Genomic DNA, 19,699 nt, shown 5'->3' with positions numbered 1-19,699 from the left:
ATGAATGCAATCATCCAGAACCCGATCCTGCGCGGCTTCAACCCCGATCCTTCGATCATCCGGGTGGGCGATGACTACTATATCGCCACCTCGACCTTTGAATGGTTTCCGGGCGTCCAGATCCACCATTCCCGCGACCTGCAGAACTGGCGCCTCGTCACCCGCCCGTTGAACCGGGAATCGCTGCTCGACATGCGCGGCGCCGAGGAATCCGGCGGTGTCTGGGCCCCCTGCCTGACCCATGCCGATGGCAAGTTCTGGCTGATCTTCTCGAATCTCAAGCGCCGCACCGGCGGCTTCAAGGACAGCCGCAACTATCTTGTGACCGCCGAGAATATCGAGGGCCCCTGGTCCGAGCCGATCTACCTGAACTCGTCGGGCTTCGACCCTTCGCTGTTCCATGACGATGACGGACGCAAATACCTGCTGAACATGGTCTGGAACCACCGCAACACCGAAAAGGGCGGCAAGTTCGGCGGCATCCTCTTGCAGGAATATTCGGTCGAGGAACAACGTCTGGTGGGGCCGGTCACGAATATCTATCGCGGCACCGACCTCAAACTGACCGAAGGCCCGCATCTCTACAAGCGCGACGGGTGGTACTGGCTGCTGACCGCAGAAGGCGGGACGGAATATAACCACGCCGTCACGATCGCCCGGTCGCGCGACCTGCTCGGCCCCTATGAGACCGACCCGAAAAAGCACATGCTGACCTCGAAGGATGCGCCGGACGCGGCCCTGCAGCGCGCGGGCCATGCCGATATCGTCGAGACGCAGAATGGCGAATTCTACATGGTCCATCTGTGCTCGCGTCCTCTGCCGGGGCTGAAGCGCTCGGTCTGCGGTCGCGAGACCGCGATCCAGAAGCTGATCTGGGAACCGGGCGAGTTTCCGCGTCTTGCCCATGGCGGCAATGTGCCCGCCCTTGAGGTTCCGGCCCCAGACCTGCCCCTGCAGGTCTGGGACGAGCCGCAGCGTGAATTCGACTTTGCCCCCGGCCCGCTGCCCCAGCCGCTGCAATGGCTGCGCACGCCCGAGGCGGACCGCATCTTCTCGCTTGAGGATCGTCCCGGCTGGCTGCGCATCTTTGGCCGTGAATCCCCCGGCAACCGCTGGGAACATGCCGTGGTGATGCATCGCCAGACCGAATGGGCCTATGACGCCGAGACAGAGGTCGAGTTCGCGCCGCAGGGCTATCTGCAAATGGCCGGGTTGCTGTGCTATTACAACGCCTTCCTGTTCCACTATCTGGCGGTCACCGCGACAGAGGACGGCACGCGCGAATTGATCGTGATGTCGGTCAAGGGCGACTATCCGCATGGCACGGTCGAATATCCCTTGTCCCAGCCCATCCCCCTGCCGGCCGAAGGCGCGATCCGGCTGGGCGTTTCGGTCGATCGTGAGGCGCTCCGCTTCCGCTACGCCTTGCCGGGCGGCGAGTGGCAGGACCTGCCGCTGGTTCTCGATGCCTCGCTGCTTTCCGACGAGGCCGCGGGCAATGCCTGCGGCAGCCATACCGGCGCCTTTGTCGGCATGTGCGCGCATGACATTGCGGGAACCGCGACCCCCGCAGATTTTTCCCATTTCCGCTACGCGCCGCGCAAGGCCTGACAGGAGGACAGAATGGCTGAGGTCAGACTCGACAATATCACCAAATCCTTCGGCGGCGTGACGATCATCCCCCAGCTGAACCTGCTTGTCCCGGATGGCTCGTTCACGGTGCTGGTCGGCCCCTCGGGCTGCGGCAAGTCCACCTTGCTGCGCCTGATCGCGGGGCTTGAAACCCCCACTGCCGGCAATGTGCTGATCGGCGGGCGCAACGTCACCGAGGCCGAGCCATCGCAGCGCGAGATCTCGATGGTGTTCCAGTCCTATGCGCTGTTCCCGCATATGACGGTGGCGCAGAACATCGATTTCGGCCTGCGCTTGCAAAAGATGCCCAAGGCCGAGCGCGAAGCGCGCGTGGCCCATGCGGCAAAGATCCTCGCGCTGGAAACCTACCTGGACCGCAAGCCCTCGCAATTGTCCGGCGGGCAGAGGCAGCGGGTCGCCATCGGTCGCTCGATCGTGCGAAACCCCAAGGTTTTCCTGCTGGACGAGCCGCTCTCGAACCTGGACGCGGCGCTTCGGGGCCAGATGCGGATCGAATTGGCGCAGCTGCACCGCTCGCTGGGATCGACCATGATCTATGTCACCCATGACCAGGTCGAGGCGATGACCCTGGCCGATCAGATCGTCGTGATGAATGGCGGCCGGATCGAGCAGATCGGCCCCCCGATGGAGCTTTACGACCGCCCGGCAAGCGAATTCGTCGCGGCCTTCATCGGCTCGCCCAAGATGAACCTGCTTCCGGGTCGCTCGATCGGACGGCAGGACGTGCGGACCGCGGGCATCCGCCCCGAACATATCCGCGTCGATGGCAGTTCCGGCCAATGGCACGCCCGCACCGAAGTCGTGGAGACGCTCGGCGCAGACACCATTGCCTATATGAGCGCCGAGGGCATCGACAGCGTCACCGTGCGCCTGCCGGGTCACATGCGGCTCAAGGTCGGCGACAAGCTGTTCCTGACGCCGGAACCCGCGAACCTGCATCTCTTTGACGAGCGCGGCCAGCGCATCGAGGCGCGCGCATGACACCCTTGGGCATCGGCGTCATCGGCTGCGGCGTCATCAGCGACATCTACATGAAGAACTGCGCGCTCTTTCCGCAAATCGCGCTGCGGGCCGTGGCCGACCTGCGCCCCGAGGCCGCGGCGGCAAAGGGCGCGGAATACGGCGTCCCGGCCCTGACCGTGGATGAGATCCTGACGCGCGACGACATCGACATCATCCTGAACCTGACCATCCCCAAGGCGCATGTCGAGGTCGGTCTTCGCGCGCTTGACGCAGGCAAGCATCTCTACGCGGAAAAGCCCCTTGCGGGTTCCGTCGCCGATGGGCGGCGGCTTTTGCAGGCCGCCTCGGCAAGGGGATTGCGCGTCGGTTCCGCTCCGGACACCTTCCTGGGCGGATCGCATCAGACCGCAAGGGCACTTCTGGACAGCGGCCGCATCGGTCGCCCGACCTCGGGCACCGCGGTGATGATGGTCGCGGGCCATGAGCGCTGGCACCCCAATCCGGATTTCTACTATGCCGGAGAGGGCGCAGGCCCGCTGATGGATATGGGCCCCTATTACATCACGGCGCTCGTGAACCTGCTGGGGCCGGTTTCTCGGGTGGTCGGATTGGCGGGGCGCGGCCGGGATCGACGCATCATCGCGACCGGCCCCCGTGCCGGACAGGAAATCCCGGTCGAAGTCGCGACCCATGTCGCCGGTGTGCTGGAATTCGCGTCGGGGGCGCTGGTCCAGATCGTCACCAGCTTTGACGTCAAGGCGCATCGCCACAGCCCGCTGGAGCTTTACGGCACAGACGGTGCCATGCTCATCCCGGACCCGAACCGCTTCGACGGTGAGGTGATGCTGCACCATGCCGAATGGGAGGCCCAGCCCATGCGCCACGCCCATGGCGACGCGAATTATCGCGGGCTTGGTCTGGCCGACATGGCCGAGGCGATCACGAAGGGGCGCGACCACCGCGCCTCTGGCGCGCTGGCGCTCCATGCGCTGGACGTCATCGAAAGCCTTCTGCGCGCCGCGGCGACCGGACAGGCCGAGACCCTGACAACCACCTGCGATCGCCCCGCCGCTCTGCCGATGGATGTGGATGCGGGCATTCTCGCTGCAATTGAGGTGACGCCATGACGCGCAAGGCACTGGTCTTTTACGGCGGGTGGGAGGGGCATGAGCCCGGTCCCTCTTCCGAAGTGGTCGCGGCGATCCTGACCGCCGAAGAGTTCGAGGTCGCCCGCATCGAAGGCACCGCGATCCTTGCTTCCGCGGATCTGACCGGTTTCGATCTGATCGTTCCGGTGATGACGATGGCCGAGATCGAACCGGACGAGATCAAGGCTCTCACCGCCGCCATTCGCGGCGGAACCGGTCTTGGCGGGTTTCACGGCGGCATGGGTGACACGTTCCGGCGCAATACCGAATATCAGTTCATGGTCGGCGGCCAGTTCGTCGCCCATCCCGGCAATATCATCGACTACCGCGTGAAGATCGCGTCCGGCACCGACGACCTGCTGCAAGGGATCGGGGATTTCGACTACCACTCCGAGCAATATTATATGCATGTCGATCCGCGTATCGAGGTGCTGGCCAGCACGACCTTTTCCGGCGATCATGCGCCCTGGGTCAAGGGCACGCATATGCCCGTGGTCTGGAAGCACAGCTATGGCGAAGGCCGGGTCTTTTACTCCGCGCTGGGGCACAAGGCCGCCGAATTCGAGCATCCGCAGATGAAAGAGATCCTTCGTCGCGGTCTGCTCTGGGCGGCGCGCGCATCCTCGTGACACGCGCATTGCGGCGGCCAGAGCATTCTCGACGGGCGTCCTGGCCCCGCATTTGACACGCGGCGCGACCGCAACAGAATTCAGGCATGACATGAGCTATCTTGGTATCGATCTCGGCACATCCAGCGTCAAACTTCTGCTGATCGACGACGAACAGCGCGTCATCGGATCGGCGAGCGTCGCGCTGGAGCTCTCCCGCCCTGCCAGCGGTTACAGCGAACAGAACCCCGCGGATTGGATCGCTGCCACGCGGCAGGGCGCGCAGGCCCTGCGCGCCGCGCATCCGCAGGAATTCGCAGCGATCAGCGGCATCGGCCTTTCCGGGCACATGCATGGTGCGACGGTTCTGGGTGCGGACGATCAGGTGCTGCGCCCCTGCATCCTGTGGAACGATACGCGCAGCCATGCCGAGGCCGCCGCGCTCGACGCGGATCCGCAATTCCGGGCAATTTCGGGCAATATCGTTTTTCCGGGTTTCACCGCGCCCAAGCTGGTCTGGATGCGCCGCCATGAGGCCCAGCTTTTCGACCGCGTCGCCAAGGTCCTGCTGCCCAAGGATTACCTGCGCCTTTGGCTGACCGGAGAGCATGTCTCCGAAATGTCGGATTCGGCGGGGACAAGCTGGCTCGACACTGGCAGACGCGACTGGTCGGACGCGCTGCTCGAGGCCTCGGGGATGCGGCGCGACCAGATGCCGGGGCTTGTCGAAGGCACCGAGGTCTCGGGTCATCTTCGCCGCGAATTGCTTGAGGAATGGGGGCTGCGCGGGCCGGTCCCTGTCGCCGGAGGCGCCGGGGACAATGCCGCCGCCGCCTGCGGCATGGGCACGGTCGCCGCAGGGCGCGCCTTTGTCTCGCTGGGCACCTCGGGCGTGCTTTTTGCCGCGAATGATCGCTACAGCCCCGCGCCGGACAGCGCGGTCCATGCCTTTTGCCACGCCTTGCCCGACACATGGCACCAGATGGGCGTCATCCTTTCGGCGACGGATGCGCTGAACTGGCATGCGCGTGTCAGCAATGCCACCCCGGCCGCGCTTGTCGATGAGTTGGGCGAGACGTTGCGTGCCCCCGGCGTGACCTTTCTGCCCTATCTCTCGGGCGAGCGGACCCCGCATAACGATGCCCGGATCCGTGGCGCTTTCATCGGCCTTGACCATGCCACGGACCGCGCGGCGATGACACGGGCGGTCCTTGAAGGGGTCGCATTCGCCATCCGCGACAGCATGGAGGCGCTGCGCGCCGCGGGCACCGAACTGGCCGCGGTCACGGCCGTCGGCGGCGGGGCGCGCTCGGATTACTGGCTGACGGTCATCGCGACCGTTCTTGGCCTGCCGGTCGAGATCCCCGCCGATGGCGATTACGGGGCGGCCTTTGGAGCGGCGCGTCTGGGGCTTGTGGCCGCAACCGGGGCCGGTCCGCAGGAGGTTCTGGTTCCGCCCGCGACCGCCCGCATCATCGCCCCCGACACCAAGCATCGCGAGGCTTTCGAAGCGGCCTATGCCCGCTACCGCGCCCTTTATCCCGCGCTGCGCCAGTAGCCGCGAACGAATTTTCAGATGGAGAACGACACGATCATGAGCACCGGCTTTTTCGGCGATATCGAACCGGTCCGCTACGAAGGACCCGAAAGCGACAACCCGCTTGCCTTCCGCCATTACAATCCCGACGAGGTGGTCGCAGGCAAGCGGATGGAGGACCATCTGCGCTTTGCCGTCGCCTATTGGCACAGCTTCGACTGGCAGGGCGGCGACCCGTTCGGCGGGCGCACCTTTGACCGGCCCTGGTATGACGGTGGCATGGAAAAGGCAAAGCTCAAGGCCGATGTCGCCTTCGAGATGTTCAGCCTGCTCGGCACGCCCTATTACTGCTTCCACGACGCCGATATCCGCCCGGAAGGCAAGGATTTCGCGGAAAACACCAGTCGTCTGAACGAAATCGTCGACATCTTTGAGCGCAAGCAGGCGGAAACCGGGCGCAAGCTGCTCTGGGGCACGGCAAACCTGTTCTCGAACCGCCGCTACATGGCCGGGGCCGCGACCAATCCGGATCCCGAGGTCTTCGCCTTCTCGGCCGCGACGATCAAGACCTGCATGGACGCCACCCTGCGTCTGGGCGGCGAAAACTATGTCCTCTGGGGCGGCCGCGAAGGCTATGAGACGCTTCTGAACACCGATCTGGGCAAGGAGTTGGATCAACTTGCGCGGATGCTGCATCTGGTGGTCGATTACAAGCACAAGATCGGCTTCAAGGGCGCGATCCTGATCGAGCCGAAACCGCAGGAGCCGACCAAGCATCAATACGATTACGACGTCGCGACCGTTTACGGCTTTCTCAAGCGCTACGGCCTTGAGAACGAGGTCAAGGTCAATATCGAGCAAGGTCACGCCATCCTTGCCGGGCATTCCTTCGAACATGAGATCGCGCTGGCCGGAGCGCTGGGAATTTTTGGCTCGATCGACATGAACCGAAACGACTACCAGTCGGGTTGGGACACGGACCAGTTCCCGAATAATGTGCCGGAAATGGCGCTGGCTTATTACCAGATCCTGAAGGCCGGCGGTTTCACCAGCGGAGGCACCAATTTCGACGCAAAATTGCGCCGTCAGTCGATCGACCCGCAGGACCTTCTGATCGCCCATATCGGCGGCATGGATTGTTGTGCGCGCGGCCTCAAGGCGGCGGCGCGGATGCTGGAAGACCGCGCGCTTGAACAGCCGCTCGTCGATCGCTACGCGCGCTGGGACGGATCTCTGGGCCGCAAGATCCTCGATCAGGAAACCTCGCTTGCGGATATCCATGACCTCGTCGAGAAGGATGCGATCAATCCGCAGCCGGTCTCGGGTCGTCAGGAATATCTGGAAAACATCGTCAACCGCTACGTCTGACGCCCGAAACCACACCCCGTCGCTTGAAACAGCAGCGGCGGGGACGTCGCATTCGGATGCGCCCGCCCGGCCTATCCGCCCGCCAAGATCATCTTCGCGGCTTTTTCCGCGATCATCATCGTCGGCGCATTCGTGTTACCGCTGGTGATGGTCGGCATGACCGAGGCATCCGCGATCCGCAAACGGCCAAGCGCGCGCATCCGCAATTGCGGGTCGACGACCGATGCCTGATCCGCGCCCATGCGGCAGGTGCCGACCGGGTGAAAGATCGTGGTGCCGACAGCACCTGCGGCCTTGATCAGGTCATCCTCGGTCTGGAAGGCGATGCCGGGAAGATGCTCCTCGGGATCGAAGCGGTTGAAGGCGGGCTGCGCGGCGATTTTCCGGGTCAGTCGGATTGCGCGCGCCGCAACTTGCCGATCCGCAGCAGTCGAAAGGTAATTCGGGCGGATCGCGGGATGGGCGCGGAAATCGGGTCCACTGACATGCACCGAGCCACGGCTTTCAGGACGCAGGTTGCAGACGCTAGCTGTCATGGCCGGGAAGGGATGGACCGGCTCGCCGAACTTGTCGAGGCTGACCGGCTGGACGTGAAACTCCAGATCGGGGGTTTCCTTTTCCGGCCCCGAGCGCGTGAAAATGCCAAGCTGGCTTGGTGCCATCGACATTGGCCCGGAACGCTTGAGCAGGTATTCGAGGCCGATCGACGCCTTGCCCATCAGGCGCGAGGCTTTTTCGTTCAGCGTCGGCACGCCCTTGACCTTATAAACCAGCCGCAATTGCAAATGGTCCTGCAGGTTCTCGCCAATCGCGGGAACATCGACCAGCGGCGTGATCCCTGCCGCTTGCAAAACGTCGCCCCGCCCGATGCCGGAATGCTCTAGGATCTGGACCGAGCCGATCGAACCGGCGGCCAAGATCGTCTCGCGCGATGCCCCGACTTCGATGCGCTGGCCGTTTTGATGATAGATGACGCCGCGCACTTCGCCCGCCTCAATCACCAGCCGCTCGACTTCGGCCCCGGTCAACACGCGCAAGTTCGGGCGCGACATGACCGGATGCAGGAAAGCCTTGGCCGCGCTCCAGCGCCAGCCCTTGCGCTGGGTCACGTCGAAATAGCCGCCGCCTTCATTGTCGCCGCGGTTGAAATCATTCGTGCGGGGGATACCGGCCTGTTCGGCGGCCGCCATGAAGGCGTCTAGCACCGCCCAACGCACGCGCGCGGTTTCGACCCGCAATTCGCCGCCCGCGCCATGCGCGTCATCCGCGCCGCGATAATGGTCCTCTTGCGCGCGAAACAGCGGCAGCACGTCGTCCCATCCCCAGCCGGCGCAGCCCATCTGCCGCCAATGATCGTAATCCGCAGCCTGTCCGCGCATATAGATCATGCCGTTGATCGACGAGCAGCCACCCAGAATCCGCCCGCGTGGATAAAGCAGCGAGCGGCCGTTCAGACCCGCCTCGGCCTCGGTTTTGAAACCCCAATCGGTGCGCGGATTGCCAATGCAGTAAAGATAGCCGACCGGGATATGGACCCAATGATAATTGTCGCGCCCGCCCGCCTCCAGCAGCAGCACACGGTTCTTGGGATTGGCGCTCAGGCGATTGGCCAGCACGCATCCGGCGCTGCCCGCGCCAATGACGATAAAATCGTAGCTTTCCATTGTTTACTCCAAGTCGCGCGCAGTTCAGGACTGCGCGCGGAAACCCAGCCTGCGCCCCAGCTTCGAGGCAAAGAACTCGCCCACCAGCCCACGGCGGAACAGCAGCACGCAGACCATGAAGACGACGCCGGTGATGATCGTGACCGGGAAATCCGAGGTCGCGAGATAGTTCTGCAAGGTCACGACCAGCCCCGCGCCAAAGATCGGCCCCGCCAGCGTGCCGATGCCGCCCAGAAGCGTCATCAAGATCACCTCGCCCGACATTTGCCATGCCACATCGGTCAGGGTCGCGAATTGGAAGATCAGCGCCTTGAGGCCACCCGCCAGCCCCGCCAGAGCCGCCGACATGACAAAAGCCGCCAGCTTGTAGCGCGCCACCGAATAGCCGAGCGACACCGCCCGCTGTTCGTTCTCGCGGATGGATTTCAGGATCATGCCAAAGGGCGAATTGACGAAGCGCCAGATCACGATCAGCCCAAACGCAAAGACCGCCAGCACGAAATAATACATGTTCATCGAGTCATTGAGGTCGATCAGCCCGAACAGATGACCGCGCGGCACGGATTGGATGCCGTCCTCGCCGTGGGTGAAGCGGGCTTGCAGGCAGAAAAAGAAGAACATCTGCGACAGAGCCAGCGTGATCATCGCGAAATAGATGCCCTGACGCCTGATGGCGATGGCTCCCATGACCAGCCCCAAAGCCGCCGCGCCAAGGACGCCAAGCAGCAGCCCGGCCTCGGGCGACCAGCCCCAGACCTTGACGGCATGGGCGGTGAAATAGGCCGCGCCTCCGAAGAAAGCGGCATGGCCGAAGCTGAGCAGGCCGGTATAGCCCAGAAGCAAATTGAAGGCCGAGGCAAACAGCCCGAATGCCAAGAGCTTCATCAGGAAGATCGGATACAGGAACTGTGGTGCGAGCACGGCCAGCACCAGCGCCACGGCCACCAGCGCAAGCTGGATCTGGCCAGCTTTGGGATGGATCGCGACATGTTCGCCAGCGATGGGTTCGGATTTTCCGGCCATCTGTCAGGCCTCCTTTCCGAATAGGCCCGCAGGCCGCAGGATCAAGACGATCGCCATGATGACGAAGATGACAATATTCGAGGCTTCCGGGTAAAAGACTTTGGTCAGCCCTTCGACGACGCCCAGAAGGTAGCCGGTGACGATGGCGCCAAGGATCGACCCCATCCCTCCCACCACGACGACCGCGAATACGATGATGATCAGGTTCGAGCCCATCAGCGGACTGACCTGATAGATCGGCGCGGCCAGCACTCCGGCAAAACCCGCAAGCCCGGCCCCCAGCGCATAGGTCAGCGTCAAAAGCAGGGGCACGTTGACGCCGAAAGCCTGCACCAGAACCGGATTTTCTGTGGCGGCGCGCAGATAGGCCCCCAGCTTGGTTTTTTCAATCAAGAGCCAGACCGCGATGCAGACCGCAAGCGAAGCGATCACGACCCAGCCGCGATAGATCGGCAGGAACATGAAGCCCAGATTGACCGCGCCCGACAATTGCGGCGGCGCGGCATAGGGTTTGCCCGAGGCGCCGTAGAAATAGCGGAAGGTTCCCTCGATCGCGAGCGCGAGGCCAAAGGTGAACAAAAGCCCGTAAAGCGGATCAAGCTTGTAAAGTCGCGACAGCATCGAGCGTTCGACCAGTGCCGCAAAGAGCCCCACGATCAAGGGCGCAAGGATCAGCGCGAGCCAGTAATTGATGCCGCCCACCGTCAGCAAAAGCAGCGCGGTGAAGGCGCCCAGCATATATTGCGCGCCGTGAGCAAAGTTGATGACGCGCAGCAGGCCGAAAATCACCGCAAGGCCCAAGGACAGCAGCGCATAGAATGAGCCGTTGATCAGGCCCACCAGAAGCTGTCCCATCAGCGCCTGCAGCGGGATGCCAAAGATCATTGTCATCTCAGACCCCCAATTCTCGGTGCAGCATGTCCATTTGCTGCGGCAGCTCGGCGACCGGGAAATCGGCAATCATGCGTCCGTGATCCATCAGGTAGAAGCGGTCGGCGACCTTGGCGGCAAAGCGGAAATTCTGCTCGACCAGCACCACGGTCATGCCGCGCTGTTTCAGTTTCACCAGCACCTCGCCAATGGCCTGAATGATGACGGGGGCAAGCCCCTCGGTCGGTTCATCCAGCAGCAGGCAGCGCGCGCCGGTGCGCAGGATGCGGGCCAAGGCCAGCATCTGCTGTTCGCCCCCCGACAGCTTGGTGCCGGGGCTGTTGCGGCGTTCCTTGAGGTTGGGGAAAAGATCGTAGATTTCTTCGACCGACATGCCGCCCTCGGCCACTTTTGGGGGCAGCATCAGGTTTTCCTCGACCGTCAGCGTCGCGAAGATGCCGCGTTCCTCGGGGATGAAGCCCAGACCGGCACGGGCACTGCGATGCAGCGGCACCGACATCATGTCCTGCCCGGCAAAAGCTATCTGGCCACTGCGCTTGCGCAGGATGCCCATGATCGCGCGCAGGGTCGTGGTCTTGCCCATGCCATTGCGGCCGAGAATGCAGATCATCTCGCCTTCGGCGACATGCAGGTCGACGCCATGCAGGACATGGCTTTCGCCATACCAAGCCTGCAGGCCGGATACATTCAGAAGCGGCGCGTTCATGCGTCAGTCCCCATATAGGCGGTGCGGACGCGAGGATCGGACGAAACCGTCGCGTAATCGCCTTGGGCGATGATCTCGCCCCTTTGCAGCACGGTGACATGATCGCAGATATCGGCGACGACGTTCAGGTTATGCTCGACCATCAGCACGGCGCGTTCGGTCGCGACATCGCGAATGATGCGGGCGACCATCTGCACATCCTCTTGGCCCATCCCCGCCATCGGCTCGTCGAGCAGCAGAACTTCGGGGTCCAAGGCCAAGGTGGTCGCGATCTCGAGCACGCGCTTGCGGCCATAGGACAGATCGGCGGCGCGGTGGTCGCGATAGGGGGCCAGCCCCAGACGCTCGATCAGATCATCGGCGCGGGCGTTCAGCCGGTCCAGCGCGGAAAGCGGCAGCCAGAATTGCGTCGCAAGGCCATTCGGACGCTGCAGCGCGACCTTGACGTTCTCGCGCACGGTCAGATGCGGAAACACCGCCGAGATCTGGAACGACCGCACCAGCCCCATGCGCGCCACCTTATCGGGGGCCGTGCGGGTAATGTCGGTTCCAAGCAGCGTGATCCTGCCCCGTGTCGGTTGCAGAAATTTGGTCAGCAGGTTGAAGACGGTGGTCTTTCCCGCCCCGTTCGGCCCGATCAGCGCGTGAATGCGGGCATGTTCGACATCCAGATCAACATCGTTGACGGCGGTGAACCCGCCAAAATCCTTGCCAAGGCCACGGGCGGATAACACCACCCGTGGCTGGTCCTGCGTCGCGGCAGAAATTGCATTCATCTTACTTGACCAGCGGGCAGCCGCTTTGGGCGGGGTCGATATAGGCCTGATCGCCGGGAATGGTGGCCAGAACCTTGTAATAATCCCAGTCCTCGGTCACGTCGGCCGGTTTCTTGACCTCCATCAGATAGACATCCGAGATCATCCGGCCATTGGCCGCGACCTTGCCATTCTCGGCAAAGACATCATTCACCGGCAGCTCATGCAGCTTGGCCGAAACGGCATCCGGGTCGTCCGAGCCCGCCGCCTGAATGGCCTTAAGATATTGCGTCACCGCCGAATAGGTTCCGGCATGGACCATATTCGGCATGGCGCCGGTGCGTTCCTTGAACCGCTTGCCGAATTCGGCGGTCGCGGGGGTGCGGTTCCAATAGAAGCTTTCGGTCAGGTTCAAGCCTTGGGCGGCCTCAAGGCCAAGCCCGTGGACCTCGGCCAGCGTGAACAGCAGCGCGGCGAGCTTCTGGCCGCCTTGCGTGATCCCGAATTCAGCCGCTTGCTTGATGGTGTTCTGGGTGTCCATGCCCGCATTGGCAAGGCCGATGACCTTGGCCCCCGAGCTTTGCGCTTGCAGCAGGAAGGACGAGAAATCCGTCGAGGCCAGCGGGTGACGCACTGCGCCCACCACCGTTCCGCCCTGCGATTTCACGAAATTTCCGGTGTTTTCTTCCAGCGAATAGCCAAAGGCATAATCGGCGGTCAGGAAGAACCAGCTATCGCCGCCTTCCTTGACCAGCGCGCCCCCGGTGCCCACGGCCAGCGCATGGGTGTCATAGGCCCAATGGAAACCATAGGGCGAGCATTGCGCCCCGGTCAGTTCGGTCGTGGCGGCGCCGGTATTGATGGTGATCTTTTTCTTTTCCTTGGACAGCGCCTGCACCGCCAGCCCGACCGAGGAAGAGGTCAGCTCCATGATACTGTCCACCTGCTCGGTGTCATACCATTGCCGCGCGATATTCGAGGCGATGTCGGCCTTGTTCTGGTGGTCGGCGGTGACGACCTCGATGGGGGCATCCAGCACCTTGCCGCCGAAATCCTCGACCGCCATCTTGGCGGCCTCATAGGAGTATTTTCCGCCGAAATCGGCATAGACGCCCGATTGGTCGTTCAGGATGCCGATCTTGACCTTGCCATCCGAAAGATCGGCCAAAGCAGGCGTGGCAGCAAGACCCACCGCAGCGGTGGTCAGCAGAAAGTGTCGCATATTTCCTCCCAAGGTCGCCTCTTGTCCCGTCGGCGCATTGCCCATCGGCCCGAGGCATTTTTTGATCAGAGGCCCTTCTCCCTAGCGCCCCATATCATCAACGATGCAAGCAAAGCTGCTTTGACACAAGTGTTCAGAAGGGTTAATTTTCATACATCGCCTGTACATTTATGAACACATGTCACACCTGATTTGGGACGATCTGCAATTCTTTCTGGCCGTCATCCGCGAAAAACAGCTTTCGCGGGCGGCGCGGGTCTTGGGCACTTCGCATGTCACCGTCTCGCGGCGCATCGACCGGCTTGAACAGGCGCTGAATACACGTCTGTTCGAGCGTAATCCGCATGGCTACGAGCCGACACCTGCCAGCCAGCGCCTCATTGAAACCGCCGAGCGCATGGAGGAAGTCGCGCGGCAATTGCCGATCGACCGCAGCGCAAGCTCTGGTCAGGCCCGCTCCTTGCGGCTGGCCATGCCCGAGGGCTTCGCCAGCCTGTTCTCGACCCAGCTTCTGCCCGATTTCCTTGCGCGCTTTCCGCAGCTTTCACCCGAGATCATCACCATGCCGCAGGTGCTGTCCCTGTCGCGGCGCGAGGCGGATATCTGGGTCACGCTTGACCCGGTGACGAGCGGCCCCTATCGCTCGCAGCCATTGGCCGATTACACGCTGCATCTTTACGCGACGCCTGACTATCTGCGGTCGATGCCGCGGCTCGAAACCCCCGCCGACCTGCTTTCGCATCGGATCATCGGCTATATCGAGGAAATGATCTTTGCCCCCGGCCTTGACTATCTGGGCGAGATCCATCCCTCGCTGCGGGCAACGGTAAAAAGTTCTAGCGTTTTCAATCAGTTGGCCGCGGTGCGCAATGGTTTGGGCATTGGCGTATTGCCGCATTTCATCGCCGCGAAATATCCGGGGCTTCAGATCGTCCTGCCAGAGAAGGTGCGCCTGACCCGGACCTATTGGCTGACCTGTCACCGTGACGTGCGGGTCATGGGATGGGCCGGGGCGGTGATCGAGTTTCTCGGCACAGGCATGGCGGCGCGGGCAAAGGATCTCATCCTTGCCGAGCCGCAGGGCATGCATGATTGACCGGCCATGACCGGGATGCCATCACTCTGGCCAGATCGGGCGCGGGAGGCGTGCCTCTTTTCAGGAGGGATGGATGAAGATCACCGCCGCCGTTCTCGAGGAAATCGGAGGACCCGGCCCCTATGCCCAGACCCGGCCGCTGACCATTTCCGAACTGGACCTGGCCCCTCCGCGTCAGGGCGAGGTGCTTGTCCGGATCGCCGCGGCAGGGCTGTGCCATTCCGATCTTTCGGTCATCAATGGCGATCGCCCGCGCCCGGTGCCGATGGTTCTGGGCCATGAGGGGGCCGGCATCGTCGAAGCTTTGGGAGATGGCGTTTCCGACCTCTCCCCCGGGGATCGCGTGGTCTTCGTCTTCGTCCCGTCCTGCGGGCATTGCGCGCCCTGCCAATCCGGACGTCCGGCGCTCTGCGAGCCGGCTGCGGCAGCCAATGGCAAGGGCGAATTGCTGGGCGGCGGGACCCGGCTGTCGCGCGACGGGCAGCCCGTGCATCACATGACCGGAGTGGCGAGCTATGCGACCCATGCGGTGATCTCGCGCCGCAGTCTGGTGCGGATCGACTCGGATGTGCCATTGCATATTGCGGCGCTGATGGGCTGCGCAGTCCTGACCGGGGCTGGCGCGGTCTTCAACATGGGAGCGGTCCATCCGGGGAACCGAACCGCCGTCATTGGTCTGGGCGGGGTCGGGCTCGCCGCCATTCTGGGCGCGGTCGCCGCGGGCGCGGAAACCATCGTGGCGGTGGATACGCTAGACGCCAAGCTGGCCGTGGCAAAGGAATTTGGCGCAACCCATTGCTTTGACGCCAAAGACCCCGACCTGATCGAAAAGGTGCGGGAGGCCACGCAGGGCGGGGTCGATGCCGCGCTGGAATTCGCCGGCTCGGCCCGCGCGCTGGAATCCGCTTTCGCCCTGACCCGACGTGGGGGCACGACAATCTCGGCGGGGCTGACGAATCCGAGCGCGGTCCTGAACATCTCGCCGCTGACCCTCGTGGCCGAAGAGCGCTCGCTGCGCGGCAGCTACCTCGGATCAGGCGTTCCGGCACGCGACATCCCGCGGTTTCTGCGCCTGTTCGAGCGGGGAAAACTGCCCGTCGAGAAGTTGATGACCCACCGCATCCGCCTCGACGAAATCAACGAGGGCTTTGACCGCCTGCATCTTGGCGAAGCCGTGCGGCAAGTCATCGAATTCCCCGGCTAGCGGCCCAGAGCCACAATCATCCGCCGCAAGGGGTCAGCCCCCATCCCGCGATTTTAGCCAAGACCTGCCTTTGGCGAGGACATGCCCTGGCTGGTTCTCGACTGGATGATGGCGGGCGAATCGTCGGCACGGCTCAACGGGCTTATTCCGGCCGACAGAGCCTTTCGCAGCAAAGGCCTATAGCAACCGCTTGTCACTGCTGCAAGAAAAGGCGGCAAAGCCTGCATCCTGCCCTCTCGGCCCGTTCCGAACTGTGACGTCGCAGCATCCGGCCGCGAGACTGCGCCCATAAGCAGAAGGACAGGGAAAGATGATGATCGGAATCGCAAGACGTCTCGCATTCGCAACCGCGCTGTCCCTTGTGGCGGCCGGAGGGGCCATGGCCGCAGGCACGCTGCGCATCGGCATGACCGCCTCGGACATACCGCTCACCACCGGACAGACCGACCAGGGCGGCGAGGGGATGCGGTTCATGGGCTATACGGTCTATGACGCGCTGATCAACTGGGACCTCTCGGCGACCGATCACGCCTCGGGACTGGTGCCGGGACTGGCGACCGAATGGGCGGTGGATGCCCAGGACAAGACGAAATGGATCTTCAAGATCCGCGAGAACGTGACATTCCATGACGGCGCGACCCTCAAGGCCGAGGATATCGTGTGGAATTTCGACAAGCTCCTGAATGACCAGTCGCCACAATACGATCCGCGTCAGGCCGCGCAGGGCAAGTCGCGCATTCCCGCCGTCGCGAGCTACCGCGCCATTGACGCGCATACGCTTGAGATCGTGACGAAATCACCCGATGCCACGCTGCCTTACCAGTTGGCGTGGTTCATGATCTCATCCCCTGCGAATTGGGAGGCCCAAGGCAAGAGCTGGGAGGCCGTCGCCGCCAAGCCCTCGGGCACCGGACCCTGGAAACTGACCGGCTTTGTGCCGCGCGAAAAGGCCGAGATGGTCCCGAACACGGATTATTGGGATCAGGCCCGCGTACCCAAATTGGACAAGCTGGTCCTGATCCCGCTGGCCGAGCCCAATGCAAGGGCCAATGCGCTGCTTTCAGGGCAGGTTGACTGGATCGAGGCTCCGACCCCCGACATGGTCCCGATGATGCAGGGTCAGGGCTTCACCATCACCCAGAACGAATATCCCCATAACTGGACCTGGCACCTCTCGATGGAGGACGGCTCTCCCTGGAAGGACATCCGCATCCGCAAGGCCGCGAACCTTGCCGTCGACCGCGACGGGCTGAGCGTGCTGCTGGGTGGGTTGATGATCCCGGCCAAGGGCTTCATGCCTCCATCCTCGCCCTGGTTCGGCACACCTGAATTCGAGGTCAAATATGATCCCGAGGCGGCCATGGCGCTGCTGAAAGAGGCCGGATACGGCCCCGAGAACCGGCTCAAGGTCAAGGCGCTGATCTCGCCTTCGGGCTCGGGCCAGATGCTGCCCTTGCCGATGAACGAATATATCCAGCAGAACCTTGCCGCGGTCGGCATCGACGTCGAGTTCATGGTGGTCGAGTGGAACCAGATGATCAACCTGTGGCGCGCGGGCACGACGGATCCTTCGGTCGAAGGGGCACAGTCGATCAACTTCACCTATTCGATCCAGGACCCGTTCGTGGGCTTCATCCGGCATCTGCAATGCAGCCTGGTCGCGCCGAACGGCACGAATTGGGGGCACTACTGCGACCCCGAAATGGAGGCCCTGTTCACCGAGATCCGCGACACGTTCGATCCCGAGGCCCAGAGCGCCGTCCTGAAGAAGGTGCATGAGAAATTCGTTGATGACGCACTTTTCCTGATGGTCGCGCATGACGTGGCGCCTCGCGCGATGAGCCCCAAGGTCAAGGGGTTCAGCCAGGCGCAAAGCTGGAACCAGGAATTCTCGACCATCACGATGGAATAGGACACCGGATGGCCGGGCCCTGCGTCCGGCCCTTCCGCAAGGGAATGGCGCAAGGCGGATCTGTCATTTCCGCCTCTGCGACCGCCGCACCCAGCCAGACGGACCAGATTGATGCTTGCCTATATGATCCGCCGCCTGATCCTCGTCCTGCCTGTCGCGTTCGGGGTCAGTGTGATCTGCTTTCTGCTCGTCCATATCGCGCCCGGCGACCCCCTGACCGCGATCATGGCCGTTGATGCGACGGCCGAGGAGCAGGCCGCAATGCGCGCCGCCTATGGGCTGGATCGCGCCTTGCCGGTCCAGTTCCTGCTGTGGTTGGGCAATCTTGTTCAGGGCGACCTCGGTCGGTCGATCGCGACCGGACGGCCGGTCGCTGCCGAGGTCTGGCGCGCGGTCCAGAACTCGTTGCTTCTGGCTGCCACGGCCTCGGCCATCGCCTTTCCCGTCGGTCTGCTGCTGGGCTTTATCGCGGGATATTTCCGCGACAGCTGGATCGACAAGACGGTGACCTCGGCCGCCATCGCTGGGGTGAGCCTGCCGAACTACTGGCTGGGAATGGTGCTGGTCATCATCTTCTCCGTCAAGCTGGGCTGGCTGCCGGCGATGGGTGCGGGACCTGCGGGCAGCGATGGCTGGGCCTGGGACTGGGGGCATGTCCGGCACTTGCTTCTGCCCTCTTTCACCTTGTCCGTGGTCCCGATCGGCATCGTGTCCCGCACGGTGCGCGCCTTGGTCGGAGACATCTACCGGATGGATTTCGTTCAGGCGCTCTACGCCAAGGGCCTGTCCAATCTGGATGTGCTGATCCATGTCATCCGCAATGCCGCTGCGACGGCGCTGTCGGTCATGGGATTGCAGCTTGGCGCGCTGCTGGGCGGCTCGATCCTGATCGAGACGGTATTCAACTGGCCCGGTTCGGGAATGCTCTTGTCGAATGCGATCTTCCAGCGCGACCTGCCGCTGTTGCAGGGCACGATCCTGACGCTCGCGATGTTTTTCGTCGCAGCCAACCTCGTCGTGGACATCCTGCAAGCGGCGATCGACCCCCGCATCCAGAGGAGCTGAGCCATGGCCGTTGCCGAAATCGAACGCGCCCCGGCTTTCAAGCGACGCGGCTACTGGGCTGGCGTGGCGCGACGCCTGATGCGGGACCGGGTCGCGATCCTCTGCCTTGCCATCCTGGCGGCCCTGGTGCTTTCTGCGATATTCGCGCCGCTGCTTCCCATCCAGGACCCCTATCAGGCCTCGATGGTCGCCCGGCTGAAGCCGATCGGCACCGCCGGGCATCCGCTTGGAACCGACGAGCAGGGCCGCGACATGCTGGCGCGGCTGATCTATGGCGGCAGGCTGACCCTGATGATCGGCCTGATGCCGGTCGCAATCGCCTTTTTCATCGGTTCCACCCTGGGCATCGTGGCGGGATATATCGGTGGGCGGGTCAATACGCTCATCATGCGCAGCATCGACGTGTTCTTTGCATTTCCCTCGGTGCTGCTCGCCATCGCCATTTCCGGGGCACTCGGAGCGGGGATCCTGAACAGCCTCGTCTCGCTCAGCGTCGTTTTCGTCCCCCCTATCACACGGGTCGCCGAAAGCGTGACCTCGGCGGTAAGATCGGCGGATTACATCGAGGCAGCGCGGGCGTCGGGGGGGAATGCCCTGACCATCATGCGCGTCCATGTCCTGGGGAACGTGCTGGGGCCGATCTTTGTCTATGCCTCGTCCCTGACCTCGGTCTGCATGATCCTCGCCGCGGGGCTGTCCTTTCTGGGCGTGGGTGTGAAGCCGCCCGAACCGGAATGGGGCCTGATGCTGAACACGCTGCGCACCGCCATCTACATGAACCCGATGGTCGCGGCCCTGCCCGGGCTGATGATCTTTGTCACGTCGCTTTGCCTGAACCTGCTGAGCGACGGGCTGCGCAGCGCGATGAACGTCAAGGAGTGAGC

Annotated in this window: 17 protein-coding genes and 1 pseudogene; 12 read left to right on the top strand and 6 right to left on the bottom strand. The window is 63.3% G+C overall.

The annotated features are described in order from the left end of the window. The 7 genes and pseudogenes from ESZ60_RS12565 to xylA all read left to right on the top strand — a co-directional run bounded on the left by ESZ60_RS12565 (nucleotide 1) and on the right by xylA (nucleotide 7,277). Nucleotides 1-1,611: a glycoside hydrolase family 43 protein gene (locus tag ESZ60_RS12565; protein ID WP_134681085.1), complete on the top strand. Its 1,611-nt coding sequence runs from the start codon at nucleotides 1-3 to the stop codon at nucleotides 1,609-1,611. A 96-nt stretch (nucleotides 1,612-1,707) separates the two neighbouring features. Beyond that, a pseudogene (locus tag ESZ60_RS21855) lies at nucleotides 1,708-2,046 on the top strand (ABC transporter ATP-binding protein); the annotation flags it as partial. 90 nt (nucleotides 2,047-2,136) lie between these two features. Beyond that, nucleotides 2,137-2,634 carry an ABC transporter ATP-binding protein gene (locus ESZ60_RS21850; RefSeq protein WP_425331322.1) on the top strand — a complete coding sequence of 166 codons (498 nt, stop codon included), beginning with the start codon at nucleotides 2,137-2,139 and terminating at the stop codon, nucleotides 2,632-2,634. Beyond that, complete coding sequence (locus ESZ60_RS12555) at nucleotides 2,631-3,743, top strand: Gfo/Idh/MocA family protein (RefSeq protein ID WP_134681083.1); 1,113 nt, start codon at nucleotides 2,631-2,633, stop codon at nucleotides 3,741-3,743. Before ESZ60_RS21850 ends, ESZ60_RS12555 begins: the two co-directional genes overlap by 4 nt. After that, nucleotides 3,740-4,393: a ThuA domain-containing protein gene (locus ESZ60_RS12550; RefSeq protein ID WP_134681082.1), complete on the top strand. Its 654-nt coding sequence runs from the start codon at nucleotides 3,740-3,742 to the stop codon at nucleotides 4,391-4,393. Before ESZ60_RS12555 ends, ESZ60_RS12550 begins: the two co-directional genes overlap by 4 nt. 91 nt (nucleotides 4,394-4,484) lie before the next feature. Continuing rightward, nucleotides 4,485-5,930 (top strand): xylulokinase, encoded by a 1,446-nt coding sequence (gene xylB / locus ESZ60_RS12545; protein ID WP_134681081.1) that lies wholly within the window; start codon nucleotides 4,485-4,487, stop codon nucleotides 5,928-5,930. A gap of 36 nt (nucleotides 5,931-5,966) precedes the next feature. Then, nucleotides 5,967-7,277 carry a xylose isomerase gene (gene xylA / locus ESZ60_RS12540; RefSeq protein WP_134681134.1) on the top strand — a complete coding sequence of 437 codons (1,311 nt, stop codon included), beginning with the start codon at nucleotides 5,967-5,969 and terminating at the stop codon, nucleotides 7,275-7,277. Nucleotides 7,278-7,348: 71 nt separating this feature from the next. On the opposite strand, the gene ESZ60_RS12535 is transcribed toward xylA, so the two are convergent. The 6 genes from ESZ60_RS12535 to ESZ60_RS12510 are packed head-to-tail and all read right to left on the bottom strand — an operon-like array spanning nucleotide 7,349 to nucleotide 13,538. Further along, nucleotides 7,349-8,941, bottom strand: a complete 1,593-nt coding sequence (locus ESZ60_RS12535; protein ID WP_134681080.1) for a GMC family oxidoreductase — start codon at nucleotides 8,939-8,941, stop codon at nucleotides 7,349-7,351. Nucleotides 8,942-8,965: 24 nt separating this feature from the next. Continuing rightward, nucleotides 8,966-9,964 carry a branched-chain amino acid ABC transporter permease gene (locus ESZ60_RS12530; RefSeq protein ID WP_134681079.1) on the bottom strand — a complete coding sequence of 333 codons (999 nt, stop codon included), beginning with the start codon at nucleotides 9,962-9,964 and terminating at the stop codon, nucleotides 8,966-8,968. 3 nt (nucleotides 9,965-9,967) lie between these two features. After that, entirely contained in the window at nucleotides 9,968-10,855 is an 888-nt protein-coding gene (locus ESZ60_RS12525; RefSeq protein WP_134681078.1) for a branched-chain amino acid ABC transporter permease, read from the bottom strand. A gap of 1 nt (nucleotide 10,856) precedes the next feature. Beyond that, nucleotides 10,857-11,561 carry an ABC transporter ATP-binding protein gene (locus ESZ60_RS12520; RefSeq protein WP_134681077.1) on the bottom strand — a complete coding sequence of 235 codons (705 nt, stop codon included), beginning with the start codon at nucleotides 11,559-11,561 and terminating at the stop codon, nucleotides 10,857-10,859. Continuing rightward, nucleotides 11,558-12,337 carry an ABC transporter ATP-binding protein gene (locus tag ESZ60_RS12515; RefSeq protein ID WP_134681075.1) on the bottom strand — a complete coding sequence of 260 codons (780 nt, stop codon included), beginning with the start codon at nucleotides 12,335-12,337 and terminating at the stop codon, nucleotides 11,558-11,560. Before ESZ60_RS12515 ends, ESZ60_RS12520 begins: the two co-directional genes overlap by 4 nt. Before the next feature lies 1 nt (nucleotide 12,338). Next, the gene (locus tag ESZ60_RS12510; protein WP_134681073.1) at nucleotides 12,339-13,538 is read right to left on the bottom strand and encodes an ABC transporter substrate-binding protein; all 1,200 of its coding nucleotides are present in this window, start codon (nucleotides 13,536-13,538) and stop codon (nucleotides 12,339-12,341) included. A 178-nt stretch (nucleotides 13,539-13,716) separates the two neighbouring features. On the opposite strand from ESZ60_RS12510, the gene ESZ60_RS12505 reads away from it, so the two are divergent. The 5 genes from ESZ60_RS12505 (at nucleotide 13,717) to ESZ60_RS12485 (ending at nucleotide 19,697) form a co-directional block, all read left to right on the top strand. Then, nucleotides 13,717-14,634 (top strand): LysR family transcriptional regulator, encoded by a 918-nt coding sequence (locus tag ESZ60_RS12505; protein ID WP_134681071.1) that lies wholly within the window; start codon nucleotides 13,717-13,719, stop codon nucleotides 14,632-14,634. A gap of 73 nt (nucleotides 14,635-14,707) precedes the next feature. Then, on the top strand, nucleotides 14,708-15,838 hold the full coding sequence (locus tag ESZ60_RS12500; RefSeq protein ID WP_134681069.1) for a zinc-dependent alcohol dehydrogenase family protein: 1,131 nt from the start codon (nucleotides 14,708-14,710) through the stop codon (nucleotides 15,836-15,838). A gap of 310 nt (nucleotides 15,839-16,148) precedes the next feature. After that, nucleotides 16,149-17,750 (top strand): ABC transporter substrate-binding protein, encoded by a 1,602-nt coding sequence (locus ESZ60_RS12495; protein ID WP_245155686.1) that lies wholly within the window; start codon nucleotides 16,149-16,151, stop codon nucleotides 17,748-17,750. A 111-nt stretch (nucleotides 17,751-17,861) separates the two neighbouring features. Then, entirely contained in the window at nucleotides 17,862-18,815 is a 954-nt protein-coding gene (locus tag ESZ60_RS12490) for an ABC transporter permease (protein ID WP_134681067.1), read from the top strand. Nucleotides 18,816-18,818: 3 nt separating this feature from the next. Next, complete coding sequence (locus tag ESZ60_RS12485) at nucleotides 18,819-19,697, top strand: ABC transporter permease (protein ID WP_134681065.1); 879 nt, start codon at nucleotides 18,819-18,821, stop codon at nucleotides 19,695-19,697. Nucleotides 19,698-19,699: the final 2 nt, after the last annotated feature.

The organism is Paracoccus ravus (genome assembly GCF_004522175.1).
GTDB lineage: Bacteria > Pseudomonadota > Alphaproteobacteria > Rhodobacterales > Rhodobacteraceae > Paracoccus > Paracoccus ravus.
This window is presented reverse-complemented; position numbering and strand designations above follow the sequence as displayed.